The following is a 17,779-nucleotide window of genomic DNA, read 5'->3' on the forward strand; positions in this document are numbered from 1 at the left end:
TTATCTCATCTATTATTTTTTAGCTGTAACCATCTGCTTATAAACATCTCGGAAAATCTCATAATCAATAAATTCATTATGTTCAGGTTTTAAATTCTGAATTGTTTTTTCCGTAAGTTGCTGTTTACGCGCAGCAGCATAAGCCTTACCTAAAATATCAGCTGTTTGTGACAACAATGGTTTTTCTTCAGCAGAAGCACCATTTTGTTGTTCAAATTTTAATTGATATTGTTTCGAGAAAAGCTGCTCAGGCTGCTTATATTGTTTCTGTAATTTTTGCCATGCTTCACGCCCTGCCTCACCTTGTATTGTCGTAATCACAATATGGTCTACAGCGCGACCTAAATCATTATCAAATTGCTCTTCTTGCTCAAGATGATGCTTTTTCTGCAATGTCTCAATACGCTCTAAAGCCTTACCTTGAGGATTATAAGTTTCTTCTTCAGAGAACCAGTAAGCATAAACTTCAGCAATTTCTTGCAACTGTTGAACTGAATAATAATGAATATATGACGGTTTTTCGGCAGTCAATTTTGCAATAAACACAGCCTTATACGTTTTGTCATAGGCACGTGTTGCATCATAAGTTTGGTTAGCCAACAGCGCCAGACTAGAATCTAAATCTTGTACATCGCTATGTAAGCCAACTGGATGTTCAGAAACATCACTCTGCCCAAGTTTTTCACTAAAGCCTTTTACAAAGTTTTCAAATAGCGAACCTTTACTTGCTTCAGCAACTGATTTAGCTTGTTTAAGCTGCTGCTGGTCAATTGAAGTGGCTTTACCATAATTTAAAATTTGCATGTCCATTTTAATATTAAAGCGATGATTAAACTCGGCTGGTGTATAGGCAACATCATAATCTGCGTTAACTAAACGGCCTTTTTCATCAAGTCCAACATCAACCGTAATTGGATTTCTTTGTTTTGGTAAAGCTTGTTCAATCTCAGCTTTATGTTTGATCCATAGTGCTTTAAATGCATCATCATTCACAAACTGGTTCTGATCATAAGCAGCAAAAGTTTGTTTTAGTGCAGCTTGACGAGCTTTCATCTGAGTTTTTTCGGTATTTACAGCGCTCTGATCAAGCACATTAATACCGTAAATTTGACAGTAATTAATATCACCTAAGGCAACTGGTTTTTTAAGAGCCTGTAATTCAACACACTGCTCTTCTGTAAGTGAAGCCACTTCTTCATCTTGTGTAGTGGGTTCAGCATCTGCCGCAGCAACGTCTTCGGCTTGAGCTGAATCAGAGGCTGCTTCTGCTGCTGCCCCATCTTGAGCTGCGCTTGCTTGTTCTTCATCACCTTCTTCAGAAGCCAATGTATTGCCAAAATGAGCATTAATAAGCGAATAAAGTTGCTGACTGACAGCCGCTACATCTTCAGAAGAAATCTTCTGCCCCTCAGCACCAGTCGCCTTTTTCTTAGCTTCTGAAGCAGCAAGTTCAGTTGCTATAGATTCAGCAATCTTTTGGTCATCAATCCCTAAAACATTTTTTTGCAAATATTTTTCATTGACTTGACCATAGAGTTCCGATTGCAGCAATAACTCTTCGACCGTATCTTTTAGACGAATTTTTTCTACAATTCCGGCTTTACGGTCAGCATCGGTAATGGGTAAACGCTGTAAATTTTGAGGTTCAGCCAAACGATAAGATACCGCGCTCGAAGCTTTCGCATATTCAACAAACTTCTTCATATCGACGTTTGTAAACAGATTTTTATATTTTGAAAAATCGACATACGCCAAGTTATTTTGATTATCTTTATTGACCAGATAAGGCATTAATCCGAAATAATTAACGTAAAATTTATAGTCCTTCAGATCAAGCACCATTGGCAATTTTGCCTGTACCAATAAGGTCGGTTTCTCATATCTTGCAGTGAGATTGAAAGACCCCATTTTTTGACGGTAATGAACTGAACCATCGTAACTAAATTGGAGATCATTTAATAAATTAATTAATACGGCATTTACTTTTTCTGAACGTGATTCGTCAGATACACCCGAAACAGATTGCTCATTTGCAATTGCGGCATAAAGCGCCTGCTTCTGTTTTTTATTCAAATTAGTCTTTTGTTCACGTAAATATTGATCTACTTTTTTTTGCACTCCAGCATCAAGCTGAGCCGTTTTCTCTACAGTACTGATTTTCTTAGGCTGATTTGGATCAACATTAACTTTAAAATGCCCACGGTAATCATAGCTTGGGTATTCATACATCGCATTCATACCCTGAATGACTTTTTGATCTAAGTTGGCAGATGCTACTGATGGACGTAGGTTATGCTGCGCACATGCGGTCAAACCCAAACTAAATAAACATAAACTGAGATATTTTAAATGCATAACCTTTTTTAAAACCTTATAGCTTTATCTTTTTAACAAAACTTGCTAAAAATATAAAAATTAGTTGTTTTTTCACATAAAAGTATAAGTCCTGAATGTAGCAGAAATTATAATTTCAGGTGTATTTATTTTCGACAAAATTCGCTTTTCTGACATTTCTTTCGGGTGCGATTAACATTGTATTTTTATCATGCGAGTGAATAATCAAATCATCGATACAGATAATCCCACAATGATTCAAAATTAGGATTAAAGCCATGCCAGCATATAAAGCTCCGCTACACGATATTCGCTTCTTAATGAATGAAGTATTAGATTACCCTGCTCACTATAAAACTTTATCAAATGGTGAAAATGCAGATCCAGATACCGTTGATATGATTCTTGAAGGTGCAGCAGATTATTGTGAAAACGTATTGTCGCCACTTAACCAATCTGGTGATGAAGAAGGTTGCCATTTTGACAACGGTGAAGTAAGAACACCTAAAGGCTTTAAAGAAGCTTATGACCAGTTCGTAATGGGCGGTTGGCAAGGTCTTTCTTATCCAGAAGAATTTGGTGGTCAAGGCCTACCAATGTCATTAAATCTGATTAAATCAGAAATGATGGGTACTGCAAACTGGTCATTTACGATGTACCCTGGCTTAAGTTCGGGTTGTATGAATACTATCTTGCAATTCGGTACTGATGAGCAAAAACAAACCTATATGCCTAAACTTGTTGAAGGAACTTGGAGCGGCACAATGTGCTTAACCGAGCCTCAATGTGGTACTGACTTGGGTCAAGTTAAAACTAAAGCTGAACCTCAAGCAGATGGCACTTATAAAATCTCTGGTACAAAAATCTTCATTTCTGCCGGTGAACATGACTTAACTGAAAATATTATTCACATCGTACTTGCACGTCTTCCAGATGCTCCTGCTGGTACTCGTGGTATTTCATTATTTATCGTACCTAAATTCATCCCTACTGCTGATGGCGGTGTTGGTGAGCGTAATACAGTCGCTTGTGGTTCAATCGAACACAAAATGGGGATCCGAGCTTCTGCTACTGCCGTGCTGAACTTTGATAATGCAACTGGTTATTTAATCGGTGAAGTGAACAAAGGCCTACATGCAATGTTTACCTTCATGAACACAGCACGTATTGGTACTGCTGTTCAAGGTATTGCACATGCCGAGTTATCTTATCAAGGTGCTTTACCTTATGCGAAAGACCGTATGTCTATGCGTGCGCTTTCTGGTAAGAAAGATCCAGATAAAGTTGCTGACGCAATCATTCATCATGCTGACGTACGCCGCTTGTTGTTGACTCAAAAAGCAATTGCTGAAGGTGGCCGTTCAATGATCTATCATGCTGCAAAACTTGCAGACAAAATGACAGATGCATTAACACGTGGCGACCAAGCTGCTTACGAAGACTATGATGATAAACTTGGTTTCTATACTCCGATTTTAAAAGGTTTCTTGACTGAGCTTGGTTTAGAAGCAGCAAATAACGGTATGCAAGTTTACGGCGGCCATGGCTATATCAAAGAATGGGGTATGGAACAAATCGCTCGTGATGCTCGTATTTCAACGTTATACGAAGGTACAACAGGCATTCAAGCACTTGACTTGATTGGTCGTAAAGTATTGCTTAGCTCAAAAGGCAAAGTGGTTCGTGACTACACTGCTGAAATCTTAAAATTCTGTGCTGCGCACGCACGTAATAAATATTTACGTCGTTTTGCTTGGGACTTAACTAAGCTTTGCGCTCAATGGAATACATTAACTGTTCGTATCATGCTTGCTGCACGTAAAGACCGTGACATTGTATCTTCTGCTTCTGTAGACTTTTTAATGTTCTCTGGTTATGTGATGATGGCTTACTTCTGGGCGCAACAAGCAGTCATTGCTTCTGAAAAACTTGAAGCAGGTGATGGTGCAGAAACGCCTGAATTCTATAAAGCTAAAATCAAAGTTGCAGACTTCTACTTTGACCGTATGTTGCCTCGTACTCAAGGCCATGCAGAGTCGATGGTAACAAGCTCTCGCACATTAACATCATTACCAGTTGAACACTTTAGCTTCGACTACTAATGATTTTTAAATAGAGAAACGAAAAGAGCGCAATTCATATTGCGCTCTTTTTTACTCAAGTAATATTTATTCTTTAGTTAATACATAAGCCTGATTTGGAACAAAATAGTTTTGCTCTAAAAATTCACGATTTTTACCATAATCGCTATAAAACAGCTTCTCTAGATTCATAACCAATCTTTTGTTTGAATCAAAATTAAAATAAAAATTAACTTTAGATAAAGGACATTGAATGGTTAACTCATGCTCTTTTTCGTCCACCTTCCAATTTAAAGAAGGACACAATTCATTTACAGCGGAACTTTTAGCCCCATCTTTACTTCCCACGCGGCCAAAATGGACAACATTCCAATAAGCCGATCCATTGGGTAATAAATTTAAAATGTACTCTGCTTCGCCCGACTCACAATCGGCAAAAGCATCCTCACATGAAATTCGGGTGTGATATCGCCCTACATATTGCAATAAGGTTCCGCTTAATTTTTTGGTTTGATCTAAATTTTCTTCAGGTAAGAAAGTACGCCCTGCCACATAATCTAATGTTTTTGTAGATGTACTATTTTTTATTAGATTTTCTTCATGCGTAGAATTAGAGCTGGCACTAGAGTGATCTTTTGAGTTGGCATGGTTTATATCGCAAGCACTCAGTGTCAGGCACATGATAGCCCCTCCAACTAAATACTTAACAAAAAAACTAGACCGCTTCAAAGACATATACATTATTCACAGATAACAGCAATCGCCATGTTTATTCATTTCAGGCATTAACCAATTGCTGCAATAAACCTTTAAGCCCTGAAAAGGTGCATTTTAGTTGATGTTGCTTTCCTTCATTCCAATCCTTTACATATTTTAACCAATTTACTTTTGAGAGGACTTTAAACCCTTTATTTCGCCTCCATATTTTTACTAAGCAAGAGCACAATAGCTGCTTGTAATTATTTATCTTTAAGGAGAATTAGATGGCCAGTTCTGGTTTATATCGCTCGAACCGACACAGCATGATCGCCGGTGTAATGGGCGGTATTGCTGAACGTTTTGGTTGGAACGTAACTTTACTACGTGTCATTTTTGTTTTGATCTCAGTTATGAGTGCGGCCTTTCCAGGAATTTTAGTTTATCTGGTTTTATGGTTAGTCATTCCGAAAAAACAGCCAGAGCATATTGAAGGCTATCGACAATCCGTTCGAACAGTAAATGAAGAACAAGTACGTTAATTAATAATTTTGGTCGCTACGGTTGCATCCCCTAATCAACCGTAGCTTTTTTTTATTCTAAAAATTATAGCTTTCGATTTAACTGTTGCTGTAAAGCCGCAATCATATCTGCACGGCTAATCATTCCTATAAGCTTGCGATCTTCAACTACAGGAATGTAGTTAAACGACTTTTCAACAAAGTATGGCACCAAATCTTGAATCGGTTGAGTTGGCAGTACCGTGACCACTCGACGACTCATAATTTGTTTTACATAGTGCTGCCAAGAGTTTCTTGGATCTGCTGCGCCCTTAAACCACTCTACAACTTCATATAACGCTAAAGTTCCTACCAAATGATTTTCTGCATTTACTACAGGTAGGCTCATCAAGTTCACTTGTTTAAACTTATCGAGCGCCTGATGAATGTCGTCATCTTCATGTAGTTTGATGACATCACGACTCATAATATCCTGACAGATATATTGATTTACCATGCGCTCATTGGCATGTTCCTGAGCTTCTAAAATAATTTTTTCTAAGTCGTATTGGCTAATATCTAAAAGTTCAGTGTGATGCCCTAATGCATACTCAATATCTTTCGGCTGAATAGATACTTTTTGAGTCGGTGTAGGGTCTTTACTACGCTCATTAAGATGAGCAGTAACCGGATAATGCCGCCCAATTAATCTATTAAAAAAGACAGCAAACCCAAGTAAAAGTAATGAGTTGAGTAAAACTGGGTAAAAAATAAAATAAAAGCCTAATTTATGAATTGCCGCCCCACCTAATACAGCCGTAATTGCCACTGCGCCACTCGGTGGGTGCAAAGAGTCGGTGGTCATCATTAAAAATATGGCAAAACCTACTGCAACACTAAAAGCCGTTGTTAAATCAGGAATCCACTGTGCACAGGCAACACCAATAATCCCAGCTAAGGTATTACCAACAATCACATTCCATGGTTGAGCCAAGGGACTGGTCGGCACAGCAAATAATAGAACAGATGAGGCGCCCATTGGTGCAATGTACCAAGCATTAATTCCACCCAGAACATACCAGCTAATTAGGGAAGAAATTGCTAAACCACACAACGCTCCAATACCGCAAAGTAATCGTTCCTTTAAAGGTAAAACCTTAAAATTTGGCTTTAAAGTCTGTAACCATTCTCGCTGTATAACACTCACAGTACACCTTTGGGGATATGCCGTTATTTATAACGGGCAAAAGTATACGCCCAAAGCGACATAAAGTGCATTTAAATTATACCTTTCAACAATAAGAAAACTGGCTGAACTATTTTTTATGATTTTAAAACTTTAATATTCCATCAATTTTTCATTTAAATAACGCCAGTAACGTTTTGGTAAATATTGCACATGAAGTTTTATATTCTGTCGTTCAGTAATATTAACGCTATTAAAATAATCTTTCCAAAGCTGGTCATATAAAACTTCCTGCTCATCAAGCTCAAGCTGAAAGCTTTGACTCATTCCATTTTTTAAATTACGGTCAACTTCAGAAGCTTCGAGTGAAACTTCATGTATTTCAATTAAATCATAATAAATTCCAAACTTACGTTTCTCATCATAAATCAGCCAGCGTTGGTCTTGATATCGCCGTTTAAAATGCGGCTGAATAAGCGGTAAAACATTAAAATCGGGACGAACTAAACTTAAAAAAAGCTCATCTTTGGTTTTCTTAAAACGAATAAAAGCTTCCATCCGATGCTTCTCTCGCCCGACTTTTTTCGTCCACTGTGCAATTGCCAGAACACTAGGATTTGAATAATCTTTTTCTATCGATGAATGACTACTAAACACATAAATACAGTAGTTAAATAAATGCTGATAGGCATCTAACGATTCAGATAAATAAGCAAAATAAAATTCTTTTAACGAAGAAGATGAAAGCTTTTTTTGCAGTGCGGACCAAACACGCTCGGCATGTTGCTCATTATTTGAAACCTCAATTTTATCAGTAAATAAGCCATGTTGAGCCGCATCATTTAAACAGAGCCTGACCTGTAATTCTTTAAATTGAAATGCACGAAAAACACAGCTCAGTAGTCCCACCATTGAACCATCAAAATAGTAAGCAACTTCCTCATTAAACATGGCCTAAAACCCAAGGCTTAATTGTGGCGAGAGTTGCTGCACATATTTCGAAGATCCCTGCGTTAAAATCTGCTGTCGAATAAAACTTGAAGAAAGTTCTTTTTGGAATTTTGGACTGTCTTCACAGCGAATAAAGAATTTTGCACGCTGGTAGGCCACGCCTAGTTTTTTAAGTAAATCGATATGGATTTTTCCAAAACAGCGAGCTTGCACAATTTTCTTGGCCGATTTCACTCCAATGCCCGGCACACGCAAAATCATTTGATAGTCGGCACGATTTAAATCTACTGGAAACTGTTCAGGATGCCTTAAAGCCCAGCTTAATTTCGGGTCTACATCAAGATCTAAGTTTGGGTGTTTTTCATTGACGATTTCATTGACCTGAAAACCATAAAAACGCATCAACCAATCGCTTTGATAGAGTCGGTTTTCCCGCAGTAATGGCGGTGCAGAACCCACTGCTGGCAAATAATTATTTTCGGTATTAATTGGAATATAGCCAGAGAAATAGACACGTTTGAGTTTAAATTCTTTATAGTGCTTGTCTGCCATAAACAAGACATCTTGGTCTGACTCTTGATGTGCTCCCACTACCATTTGAGTAGTTTGCCCTGCGGGTACATATTTCGGCACATGCTTAATGATTTGGCGTTCATCTTTAAGCTGAATGAGCCTGTCACGGACCAAACCTAAATCTTTTTGCACTTCCTGATGTGATTTTTCTGGTGCAAAAGTTTTTAGGCCAACCTCGGTAGGCATCTCTAAATTAATACTCATCCGGTCAGCATATAAACCTGCTTCATGAATCAGTTCAGGCGATGCCCCCGGAATAGTTTTTAGATGAATATAGCCATTAAAATTTTCTTCAAGGCGCAATTTCTTTACGACTTGAAGCATACGCTCCATCGTATAATCGGCTGATTTAAAAATGCCTGAGCTTAAAAATAAGCCTTCAATATAATTACGACGATAAAAATTAATGGTTAAATCTACAACCTCTTGCACCGTAAATGCTGCACGCTGGACATCATTAGAACGACGTGAAACACAATAGGCGCAGTCAAAAATACAAACATTACTAAATAGAATTTTTAAGAGAGATACACAGCGGCCATCTTCAGTATAGCTATGGCAAATTCCTGAATGACTGGCATCACCCAGACCTTTATCTTTGTTTTTACGGTCACTGCCACTTGATGAACAAGACACATCATATTTAGCAGCATCAGCAAGAATCTGTAGTTTTTCTCGAATGCGATCAGACATATCAAACGACTCATTTATGGCATCGTTTAAAAAATATCATTTTGAATGCTTAAATTTAACCTAGAGAAATACGCTCAGCGTCATGAGGTGACGTTTAAAATAATCCGTCTTAATTAACGTATTCTTCAAGTTGCTTTACACGCGCTGCATACTCTTGCATTGGGCAATATGAATACATCGGTGAGCCAATGTATGAGCCTGCATTACTACATTCCTGATCTACATAAGCTTTCCAAAGTCGCTGAGATTTTAAAATATCTTGATAACGTTCTGGCTGTTTGTATTCTTCGCTTTGTGTACGAATTTGATCGATGAGAGCAACAATTTTTTCTTCATAAATCTTTTTAGCTTGTTCAGAACAACTATGTACGACCATGTTATTAATGCTTTCAAGCTGCATTTCTTTAATGGTCTGGTCTACACATTGATTATATTCATCTTGTTCGTCAGCATCGGTCTGCGCATATAGCCATGGACTACAAAAAAAGCTGGATAACACAATGAGTTTGCAGCAAAATTTCAGCATAATTAATTCTCGATTCTATAATTTTTAATATGCTTCAATATAACAAAAATTCTATAACGGTTATCAGTATTTAGACATTATAAAAAGTCTGTTACTCGCGCCCATACCAGTACTCATTATTTTAATTTCAACAAATCCTATGCTTTATTTTTTAATCATTATATATCTGTTCTTTTTACCATTCTTTATTGCAATATCCTTACTACTAAATAGATTTAAGCTATTAAACTTTCTAACAATACTATTAACGACATTTGGGGTACTCATTTTCTTTAAAGAGCTGATTTATATACCTTTAGAATCCTTCTTTTCTGAGCTAGTTTTTAGTTGGGTTGGGGCTTCTACTTTAATCACAGCTTTTAATTTTTGGGCATTATTGACTTGGTATAACTATAAAGATAATAAGACCAAGGAGCAGAACATCAACACTGAATGAACGCTCTGCTAATTGAATATAAAATCCTTATAAGTTGAACTTTCTTCAGCAATAGAAAACTATTCATTTCTCTTATTTATGAAATAGTCCCAATCATTCTATATGGGAGCAGCTTAAAGCTTTACTGATTTTTACAGGTGTTCGGATAGGTTTCATCAACTTTAAGATCAATATTATAAACCGGCTGTATTGGTATCTCCTCTGTACGGTAAGAGCACATATCACGCCATTTCATTGCTTCCTCTTTATCCTTAGGTAGACCATTTAACCCAGAATAATAATTTTGAAACATATTTTCTTGACCATTCGCATAACCAAGATTGGCGGCTTTAATATACCACTCTGTTGAAATTTTACCATTTTCTGCTACACCTAAACCCTGTTGATAAAGGACCCCTATATTATTCATCCCTGCTGGATTACCCTGCTCAGCAGCTTTTGTATACCAATACATTGCTTTTTTATAATCTGTATCTACACCATAACCTAGATGATAAAACGTACCCACCCTGAACTGAGCATCAGCATTACCTGCTTGCGCAGCCTCTTCAGAGAGTTTGAACATCTTAGGCACAAAAGCACTTAAGTCTTCTTTCCGATAATAAAGCGTAGTCAAATTCAATTTGGCTAAAGCACTCCCTTGTTCAGCCGCTTGTTGAAAGAGCTTTTCAATTTCTAAGGTTTTTTTTACTTCAGTGACCTCATCGTCCTCTTTACTTCGAATCGAATCATTTCTATTTTTATAATATAATAATGCAGCATAATTATTCAGCTCATCTGCATTTAACTTATTGAAATTGTAGTTATATTTAGCTGAATAATAAATCCAATTATTCTTTAAATAGTAAAAACCAATAAAGCCTAAAAATAATATTAAAATTCCCAAATAATATTTTTTCAAATTCATTCTAAAATAATCTAATTCAAACTATGAAAAATTATCCTATCAAAAGATGTATTAAATACAAAAGATAATAATCTTATTTTAATGGTTCATGGACATTATCAACAGATCATTTTAGAATTTAAAAAACATAACCTACTATGATTAAGATGAATCCGACAACGCCAAATATCGAATACCAACCTAAAATTGCTCTTATTATTACCCCTCTTATTCCGATCAGCCTCTTAATTTTATTGTCCGTACTTACTGGCAAGTTTGCACTTGATCTCCTCTATATTATTGGAATCTTTGTTGGTATTTATTATATTATTTTATTCCCATTACTACTTAAGATATGCCAAGTACTCATTACTAAAAACCGCTTTATCTTTCCATTAATGTGGTTAGGTGCACATATATCATTTAGCTTGATTTATTTATTCTTAGCAATCTATGAAAATATTTCTCATAATTTACCAATATTTGACTATGTATTCCCAACTGTTGGACGTACTTTGATTTCAACCTCTACATTCACTGTAAGTTTTATTCTTAGTCTCATTTTTTGGTTTTTTGCATCATTTCAACCTCGATTAAAAGCAAAACATGCAGGAAAATCCCAGCTAAATGATAGCCAATAATTTTTATAGGTATAGAAACTAGTCTTTGCCACTCCCCCACAAAATCCTTATACTTAGGGGCAATTTTTCTCATAAATTCGTGGATGCTACATGAGTCGCGCCATCTCGCATATTGATACATTTCAGGGTTTAATTCTTGCCCTACAAAACTACTGGGCCGAACAAGGCTGCGTCGTTTTACAACCTTACGACATGGAAATGGGCGCTGGAACATTCCACACCGCAACATTCTTACGTGCTTTAGGGCCTGAGACTTGGAACGCTGCCTACGTTCAACCTTCACGTCGTCCAAAAGATGGCCGCTATGGTGAAAACCCGAACCGTTTGCAACATTACTACCAATTCCAAGTGGTACTTAAGCCAAACCCAGACAACATCCAACAGCTCTATCTTGATTCTTTAAAAGCAATCGGGATTGATACACTTACTCACGACATCCGTTTCGTAGAAGACAACTGGGAATCTCCGACTCTCGGTGCTTGGGGATTAGGTTGGGAAGTTTGGCTTAACGGTATGGAAGTGACTCAGTTTACTTACTTCCAACAAGTGGGTGGCGTTGAGTGTTACCCAGTAACAGGTGAAATCACTTACGGTTTGGAACGTCTTGCCATGTACCTTCAAGGTGTTGACTCGGTTTATGACCTTGTTTGGACCAAAGGCCAATTCGGTACTGTGACTTACGGCGACGTATTCCATCAAAATGAAGTTGAGCAATCGACTTATAACTTTGAATACGCTCCAGTTGAAAAACTATTTGAACTGTTTGATTTTTACGAATCAGAAGCAAACCGTTTAATTGAAGCAAAACTTTCTCTTCCTGCTTATGAGCAAGTTGTTAAAGCGTCTCATACCTTTAACTTGCTTGATGCACGTGGCGCAATTTCTGTGACTGAGCGTCAGCGTTACATTTTACGTGTACGTACTTTAGCGCGTGCTATTGCACAAAGTTATGTACAAGCACGTGCAGAGCTTGGCTTCCCAATGGCAGAACCACACTTACGTGATGAAGTATTGGCACAGTTAAAAGCACAAGCTGAAAGTGAAGCAGCAAAGGCGGAGAAAAACTAATGAGCAAACATACTGTTTTATTCGAACTTGGCTGTGAAGAACTTCCACCAAAAAGCTTGAAAACTTTACGTGATGCATTACAGGCAGAAACGGTAAAAGGTTTAAAAGATGCCGGCTTAAACTTCGCATCAATTGAAGCTTATGCAGCTCCACGTCGTTTAGCGCTTAAAATTGTAGATATCGATGCTGCACAAGCGGACACACAAAAACGTTTTGACGGCCCTGCTGTTCAAGCGGCTTACGATGCAGAAGGTAAACCGACTAAAGCACTTGAAGGCTTTATGCGTGGTCAAGGCATTACAGTTGATCAGCTTTCTACTTTCCAAGCAGGTAAAGTTGAAAAAGTTTGCTATTTAAAAGATGTAAAAGGTCAAAGCCTTGATGCTTTACTTCCACAGATTTTACAAACTGCGCTAGACAATTTACCAATTGCTAAGCGTATGCGTTCTGCTGCAAGCCGTACTGAATTTGTACGTCCAGTGAAATGGGTTCTTTTACTTAAAGATGACCAAATTGTTGACGCAACTATTCAAGATCACAAAGCTGGTAATGTGACTTATGGTCATCGTTTCCATGCACCTGAGGCTGTGACTTTAGCGCATGCAAATGACTACTTAGCTGCTTTAGAAAAAGCTTACGTTGTTGCAAACTTTGAAAAACGTCAAGCAACCATTCAAGAACAAGTAAAGAAATTGGCTGATGAAGTTAACGCAACTGCGATTGTTCCAGCTGACTTACTTGATGAAGTAACAAGCCTCGTTGAATGGCCAGTTGCTCTTCGTGCAAACTTTGAAGAGCGCTTCCTTGCTGTTCCTCAAGAAGCACTTATTACGACGATGCAAGACAACCAGAAGTATTTCTGTTTGATCAATGCGGAAGGTAAATTACAGCCTTACTTCATTACTGTTTCAAACATTGAGTCTAAAGACCCGACTCAAATTATTGAAGGTAACGAAAAAGTTGTTCGCCCTCGTTTGTCTGATGCTGAATTCTTCTTTTTACAAGATCAAAAGCAACCGCTTGCATCTCGCAAAGAAAAATTGGCAAACATGGTATTCCAAGCACAACTCGGTACGCTTTGGGATAAATCAACACGTATTGCTAAACTTGCTGTTGCATTATCTGCAATCACTGGTGCAAACCCAGCCGATGCTGAAAAAGCTGCATTACTTGCTAAATGCGACTTAACGTCTGAGCTTGTTGGTGAATTCCCAGAGCTTCAAGGTATTGCAGGTACTTACTACGCGCGTATTGAAGGTGAAAACACTGAAGTTTCAGAAGCTTTAGGTGAGCAATATTTACCAAAATTTGCGGGTGATGTTTTACCTAAAACTAAAACAGGTACAACGATTGCCCTTGCTGACCGTTTAGATACCCTTGTTGGTATTTTCGGTATTGGACAAGCGCCTACAGGTTCTAAAGACCCGTTTGCTCTTCGCCGTTCAGCAATTGGTATCTTACGTTTAATTATTGAAAATGAATTAGATGTAACGATTGAAGAACTAGTTAATCTTGCACTTCAAGGTTATGGCGACATCGTTAAAGACCATGACAAGACTCGTGCTGATGCTGTTGCGTTCTTGGAAGGTCGTTACCGTGCTAAGTACGAAGACCAAGGCGTTGCCGTTGACGTACTTCAAGCTGTTCAAGCACTTGCACCAAAATCTCCACTTGATTTTGACAAACGTGTAAATGCTGTAAACCACTTCCGCGCTCTACCTGAAGCTGCTGCACTTGCTGCTGCAAACAAACGTGTTGCTAATATTCTTGCAAAAGAAGCTGCACCAGAAGGTTCTGTAGTTGAAGCGAACTTGGTTGAAGATGCTGAAAAAGCATTATTCGCTGAACTTCAAGCAGTTACCCCTGCTGTTGAACCATTACTTGCAGCAAAAGACTACACTGCTGCCCTTTCTAAACTTGCAGCACTTCGCGCGCCGATTGATGCATTCTTTGATGGCGTAATGGTAATGGCAGATGATGCTGACCTGAAAGCAAACCGTTTACGTTTATTGGCTCAGTTGCGTAACTTGTTTACTGCTGTGGCTGATGTGAGTGTGTTGCAGGGTTAATTAGCTCATTATTAAATAAAGGGATCTTTTATAGATCCCTTTATTTTTTAAATTAAACAAATGCTTTAATTTCTTCTAAACTTTTCGATGGCTCAAACCACATAAAATCATAATCAGCCACATCATGAATATAAAACGGATCATTTTTCATGATTTCTTCAGCTTCTGGAATCGAAGAACTTAAAACTAAAATCACCCCACCTACTCTATTTTCCCGGCGCCCTGATGCCAGAAACTTCTTTTGCTCATAATAATGATCTAAAAAAGCAATATGCTCTTTGAGTACAGCATCAACTTCGGCTAATGGTTTTTTATAGGTCAAGCTAACAACAATCATCTCATTCTCTTAAAGCAAATAGCGCATGACTTAGCATTAATCTATAGATAGTTTAATGATCTAAAGATTATTCGATAGTACGCCTATTCCCCCAATTCATCCACATTAAAACTTTTTATAATAATGACCCTACACAGTGGCGCAGTAATTGATTCAATTACCTAACTTGTTTACGACGTTTATTGGTGTAAGTATTTTTCACACATAAGTCTTTATAATAATTTGATATTTTCAAAAAATATCGTTATAAATTAGCAGCTTTTATTAATTAAGATTATATAAATGAAAAAGAATATTTTATTACTTGTTATTTCTATCTTATCCATTGGACAAATGGCCTGTTCTATAAATCCTCATCGGATCACTTTACCTGACACTACAAACCCACCTGCTATAGAAAAGATTAATGTGGTTGGAATGTCTCGAAATGAATTTCTAAATAAATTCCATCCGCCCGTAGTAAGTAGACTCATTGGTGATAAACGGATAGATACGATCACTTATTATAAAATTAACAATAAACCAAAAGCATATGGAATGGCTTTATATAACGGCTTAATAGCGAATACAATCGTCTCAACACTACACAATGTAATGCCGAGTGAGTTATCGCTCGATTCCGTGGACGAAACAGTATCAATCTCAGACTCCGCACTTAACAAAGAGAAAGTAGTAATTGAGATTACGTATGATTCCTCTAGTCATATTGAAAAAATCGAAAGAGTAGAATAATTCAATTTTAAATCTTTATTTTTGGCTATGATCAAACTTTTCATGGTGAAATTAATTAAAGTAAATTGTAAAAACTATTGAGGCATGCTGATTTAAGTGACTTTTTAATGAAATTAATATTCTCATTTTTAAATCAGCATTCAATAACTGCCACATTATTATCTACTCAGCTTAGTACAAGAATTATTTTTTCCAATTCATCCACACCAAACTCCCCACAATAATCACTCCACCAAGCAGCACCATCATTGATGGTTTTTCATTTAAGAAAAGCACTGCCAAACTCATTGCGACAATCGGCGAACAATACAAAAAATTCGATGCAATCGTTAACGGCATATTTTTAAGTGCATATCCCCAAAGCACATACGCCATCGCACTTGGAAAAATACCCAATAAGACAACCGACATATTAGCCTGCCAAGTGGCATGTAAAATTTCACTAGGCAAATGGGCACTATAAAAAAGCAAAGGAATGGTTCCGAACCAAATGATGTAACACATCATGCTCAAAGCATCATAATTTAAAGCAAATTTTTTATATAAATTAAAATAAAGGCCCCACGCAATTGCTGCTAACACAATCAACAAACTGTAAGGGCTCGGTACACCAAAACCATGATCACCACTGACTACCAAAACGGCGCCGCAAAGTCCTAGCAAAATACATAACCATTGTTTGAAACTAATTTTTTCCTTAAAAAGCAAAGCTGAAATAATAAAAGTAAATAACGGAATAGATTGACTCAAAATACTAGATGCGACCGCAGTCACATACTGCTGCCCTGTATTTATAAGCAAATGATGCAGAGTTACAGAGAAAAATCCTAATACAGCAAGTGCAGGGACATCTTTCCACTTTAAAGGTTGAATGCCTTTTTTCATGACCAAAAGCAGTAAAAAAAACGATGCAATCAAAAAGCGGAGCAAGGCAATATGCTCCGGTGTATATGAATGCAAAGCACTATGTACGCCAATAGGTGAATAGCCCCAACAAAAGACAGTCACAGCAATACATAAATAGAGCTTGAATGCGGGAGGCTGGGTTTCGACAGCAAGAGAAATTGCCATGTTAAATCTGCACTAGTGAAATGGAACACTTTCATCATATGCGCATGGATAGTTGAATAAAATTAACTTATATTGAGTCAAATATTCATTAAAAGTGAATGATAAAACATGGATATCGCTCAGTTAAAAATATTTCAGACCGTGGTTGAATGCGGAACAATGGCAAAGGCATCAATGCAACTGCATTGCGTACCATCCAATATCACAACGCGCATTAAACAACTCGAAGAAGAACTAGGCGCACCGCTGTTTTATCGGGAAGGAAAAAGTTTAAAACTCACGCCATCAGGAGAAATTTTTCTTAATTATTGCCATAAAATTTTAGCGCTATGCGATGAAGCGAAACGAAGTATTCACCCTGATGCACCGCCCTCTGGTCCATTAAAAATTGGGGCGATTGAATCTTCTGCTACAACTCGCCTACCCAATTTACTGGCGAAATATCATCAACGTTTTCCAGAGGTTTCCATTCAAATTATTACAGGCACATGGAAACAGCTATTAGTCGATATTTCTCAGCACAAACTTGATGGTGCAATTGTCGCGGGCAATATCGAATTTCCTATGCTGAATAAACTTAGTATTTATCAAGAAGAAATGGTCTTGATTGCATCTCATTCTTTGGGAGAAATCCACAACCAAGAAGACCTAATCGGTAAAGAAATTTTTATGTGGACTGAGGGCTGTCCTTACCGAGCAGCTCTTGAAGAATGGCTTAAGCTCAAAAATATTTCACTTCCAATTACTAGCATTACCAGTTACGCCACCATTATCGGTTGCGTCAGTGCAGGCTCTGGTGTGTCTTTGGTACCGAAGAGTATTTATGAGCAATATAAAAATTTAACCAATATTCGAGGCTATAAATTTGAACACCTTGCCTTTATGCAGAATCAATTTTTCTGGCATAAAAATGTGAGCAACCATAAAGCTCGAGATATGTTTTTAGACTTAATTAAGTCTGAATTTTGTTTATGAGTCATTGGGATAATTACTTTATTG

The 17,779-nt window shown here is 37.4% G+C and carries 16 protein-coding genes; 7 read left to right on the plus strand and 9 right to left on the minus strand.

The annotated features are described in order from the left end of the window. Positions 1-12: 12 nt before the first annotated feature. Positions 13-2,355, minus strand: a complete 2,343-nt coding sequence (locus ACS125_RS01955; protein ID WP_443270250.1) for a hypothetical protein — start codon at positions 2,353-2,355, stop codon at positions 13-15. Between the two features lie 257 nt (positions 2,356-2,612). On the opposite strand from ACS125_RS01955, the gene ACS125_RS01960 reads away from it, so the two are divergent. Further along, positions 2,613-4,436, plus strand: a complete 1,824-nt coding sequence (locus ACS125_RS01960; RefSeq protein WP_004789687.1) for an acyl-CoA dehydrogenase C-terminal domain-containing protein — start codon at positions 2,613-2,615, stop codon at positions 4,434-4,436. 66 nt (positions 4,437-4,502) lie between these two features. Here the strand turns inward: ACS125_RS01960 and ACS125_RS01965 are convergent, their stop codons facing one another. Continuing rightward, positions 4,503-5,150: a hypothetical protein gene (locus ACS125_RS01965; RefSeq protein WP_443270253.1), complete on the minus strand. Its 648-nt coding sequence runs from the start codon at positions 5,148-5,150 to the stop codon at positions 4,503-4,505. A 248-nt stretch (positions 5,151-5,398) separates the two neighbouring features. Between ACS125_RS01965 and ACS125_RS01970 the strand changes: the two genes are divergently transcribed. After that, positions 5,399-5,653, plus strand: coding sequence for a PspC domain-containing protein (locus ACS125_RS01970; RefSeq protein ID WP_004789692.1), 255 nt, complete (start codon positions 5,399-5,401; stop codon positions 5,651-5,653). Between the two features lie 64 nt (positions 5,654-5,717). Here the strand turns inward: ACS125_RS01970 and ACS125_RS01975 are convergent, their stop codons facing one another. From ACS125_RS01975 to ACS125_RS01995, 5 genes are all read right to left on the minus strand, one after another. Then, complete coding sequence (locus tag ACS125_RS01975; protein ID WP_004789693.1) at positions 5,718-6,818, minus strand: HPP family protein; 1,101 nt, start codon at positions 6,816-6,818, stop codon at positions 5,718-5,720. Between the two features lie 132 nt (positions 6,819-6,950). Further along, complete coding sequence (locus ACS125_RS01980; protein ID WP_312824268.1) at positions 6,951-7,748, minus strand: TIGR03915 family putative DNA repair protein; 798 nt, start codon at positions 7,746-7,748, stop codon at positions 6,951-6,953. A 3-nt stretch (positions 7,749-7,751) separates the two neighbouring features. Next, a complete protein-coding gene (locus ACS125_RS01985; RefSeq protein ID WP_443270258.1) occupies positions 7,752-9,014 on the minus strand; it encodes a putative DNA modification/repair radical SAM protein in 1,263 nt (420 codons plus the stop codon). A 109-nt stretch (positions 9,015-9,123) separates the two neighbouring features. Next, positions 9,124-9,540, minus strand: a complete 417-nt coding sequence (locus ACS125_RS01990) for a lysozyme inhibitor LprI family protein (RefSeq protein WP_151963899.1) — start codon at positions 9,538-9,540, stop codon at positions 9,124-9,126. Positions 9,541-10,097: 557 nt separating this feature from the next. Further along, entirely contained in the window at positions 10,098-10,883 is a 786-nt protein-coding gene (locus ACS125_RS01995) for a tetratricopeptide repeat protein (protein WP_151963897.1), read from the minus strand. A 137-nt stretch (positions 10,884-11,020) separates the two neighbouring features. Here ACS125_RS01995 and ACS125_RS02000 point away from each other — a divergent pair, with 137 nt between their 5' ends. The 3 genes from ACS125_RS02000 to glyS all read left to right on the plus strand — a co-directional run bounded on the left by ACS125_RS02000 (position 11,021) and on the right by glyS (position 14,640). After that, a complete protein-coding gene (locus ACS125_RS02000; protein ID WP_443270261.1) occupies positions 11,021-11,503 on the plus strand; it encodes a hypothetical protein in 483 nt (160 codons plus the stop codon). A 90-nt stretch (positions 11,504-11,593) separates the two neighbouring features. Next, positions 11,594-12,571 (plus strand): glycine--tRNA ligase subunit alpha, encoded by a 978-nt coding sequence (gene glyQ / locus ACS125_RS02005; RefSeq protein ID WP_002044989.1) that lies wholly within the window; start codon positions 11,594-11,596, stop codon positions 12,569-12,571. Continuing rightward, positions 12,571-14,640 carry a glycine--tRNA ligase subunit beta gene (gene glyS / locus ACS125_RS02010; protein ID WP_443270264.1) on the plus strand — a complete coding sequence of 690 codons (2,070 nt, stop codon included), beginning with the start codon at positions 12,571-12,573 and terminating at the stop codon, positions 14,638-14,640. The genes glyQ and glyS overlap by 1 nt, the downstream gene beginning before the upstream one ends. 52 nt (positions 14,641-14,692) lie before the next feature. On the opposite strand, the gene ACS125_RS02015 is transcribed toward glyS, so the two are convergent. Beyond that, positions 14,693-14,977: a YciI family protein gene (locus tag ACS125_RS02015; RefSeq protein ID WP_107881991.1), complete on the minus strand. Its 285-nt coding sequence runs from the start codon at positions 14,975-14,977 to the stop codon at positions 14,693-14,695. Positions 14,978-15,259: 282 nt separating this feature from the next. Here ACS125_RS02015 and ACS125_RS02020 point away from each other — a divergent pair, with 282 nt between their 5' ends. Further along, positions 15,260-15,709 (plus strand): hypothetical protein, encoded by a 450-nt coding sequence (locus tag ACS125_RS02020; protein ID WP_107881989.1) that lies wholly within the window; start codon positions 15,260-15,262, stop codon positions 15,707-15,709. A 183-nt stretch (positions 15,710-15,892) separates the two neighbouring features. Here the strand turns inward: ACS125_RS02020 and ACS125_RS02025 are convergent, their stop codons facing one another. Then, a complete protein-coding gene (locus tag ACS125_RS02025; RefSeq protein WP_443270266.1) occupies positions 15,893-16,780 on the minus strand; it encodes a DMT family transporter in 888 nt (295 codons plus the stop codon). 108 nt (positions 16,781-16,888) lie between these two features. Here ACS125_RS02025 and ACS125_RS02030 point away from each other — a divergent pair, with 108 nt between their 5' ends. Then, on the plus strand, positions 16,889-17,755 hold the full coding sequence (locus ACS125_RS02030) for a LysR family transcriptional regulator (protein ID WP_443270268.1): 867 nt from the start codon (positions 16,889-16,891) through the stop codon (positions 17,753-17,755). The last annotated feature ends 24 nt before the right edge of the window (positions 17,756-17,779 follow it).

Origin of the sequence: Acinetobacter sp. PFS20 (assembly GCF_052261015.1) — a bacterium.
Taxonomy (GTDB): domain Bacteria; phylum Pseudomonadota; class Gammaproteobacteria; order Pseudomonadales; family Moraxellaceae; genus Acinetobacter.

Coding starts and splice junctions, on each gene's coding strand:
- ACS125_RS01955 (WP_443270250.1), bottom strand. CDS start 2,355: ATGCATTTAAAATATCTCAGTTTATGTTTATTTAGTTTGGGTTTGACC.
- glyQ (WP_002044989.1), top strand. CDS start 11,594: ATGAGTCGCGCCATCTCGCATATTGATACATTTCAGGGTTTAATTCTT.
- ACS125_RS01985 (WP_443270258.1), bottom strand. CDS start 9,014: ATGTCTGATCGCATTCGAGAAAAACTACAGATTCTTGCTGATGCTGCT.
- ACS125_RS01990 (WP_151963899.1), bottom strand. CDS start 9,540: ATGCTGAAATTTTGCTGCAAACTCATTGTGTTATCCAGCTTTTTTTGT.
- ACS125_RS02020 (WP_107881989.1), top strand. CDS start 15,260: ATGAAAAAGAATATTTTATTACTTGTTATTTCTATCTTATCCATTGGA.
- ACS125_RS02030 (WP_443270268.1), top strand. CDS start 16,889: ATGGATATCGCTCAGTTAAAAATATTTCAGACCGTGGTTGAATGCGGA.
- ACS125_RS02025 (WP_443270266.1), bottom strand. CDS start 16,780: ATGGCAATTTCTCTTGCTGTCGAAACCCAGCCTCCCGCATTCAAGCTC.
- ACS125_RS01995 (WP_151963897.1), bottom strand. CDS start 10,883: ATGAATTTGAAAAAATATTATTTGGGAATTTTAATATTATTTTTAGGC.
- ACS125_RS02015 (WP_107881991.1), bottom strand. CDS start 14,977: ATGATTGTTGTTAGCTTGACCTATAAAAAACCATTAGCCGAAGTTGAT.
- ACS125_RS01970 (WP_004789692.1), top strand. CDS start 5,399: ATGGCCAGTTCTGGTTTATATCGCTCGAACCGACACAGCATGATCGCC.
- ACS125_RS02000 (WP_443270261.1), top strand. CDS start 11,021: ATGATTAAGATGAATCCGACAACGCCAAATATCGAATACCAACCTAAA.
- ACS125_RS01980 (WP_312824268.1), bottom strand. CDS start 7,748: ATGTTTAATGAGGAAGTTGCTTACTATTTTGATGGTTCAATGGTGGGA.
- ACS125_RS01960 (WP_004789687.1), top strand. CDS start 2,613: ATGCCAGCATATAAAGCTCCGCTACACGATATTCGCTTCTTAATGAAT.
- ACS125_RS01965 (WP_443270253.1), bottom strand. CDS start 5,150: ATGTCTTTGAAGCGGTCTAGTTTTTTTGTTAAGTATTTAGTTGGAGGG.
- glyS (WP_443270264.1), top strand. CDS start 12,571: ATGAGCAAACATACTGTTTTATTCGAACTTGGCTGTGAAGAACTTCCA.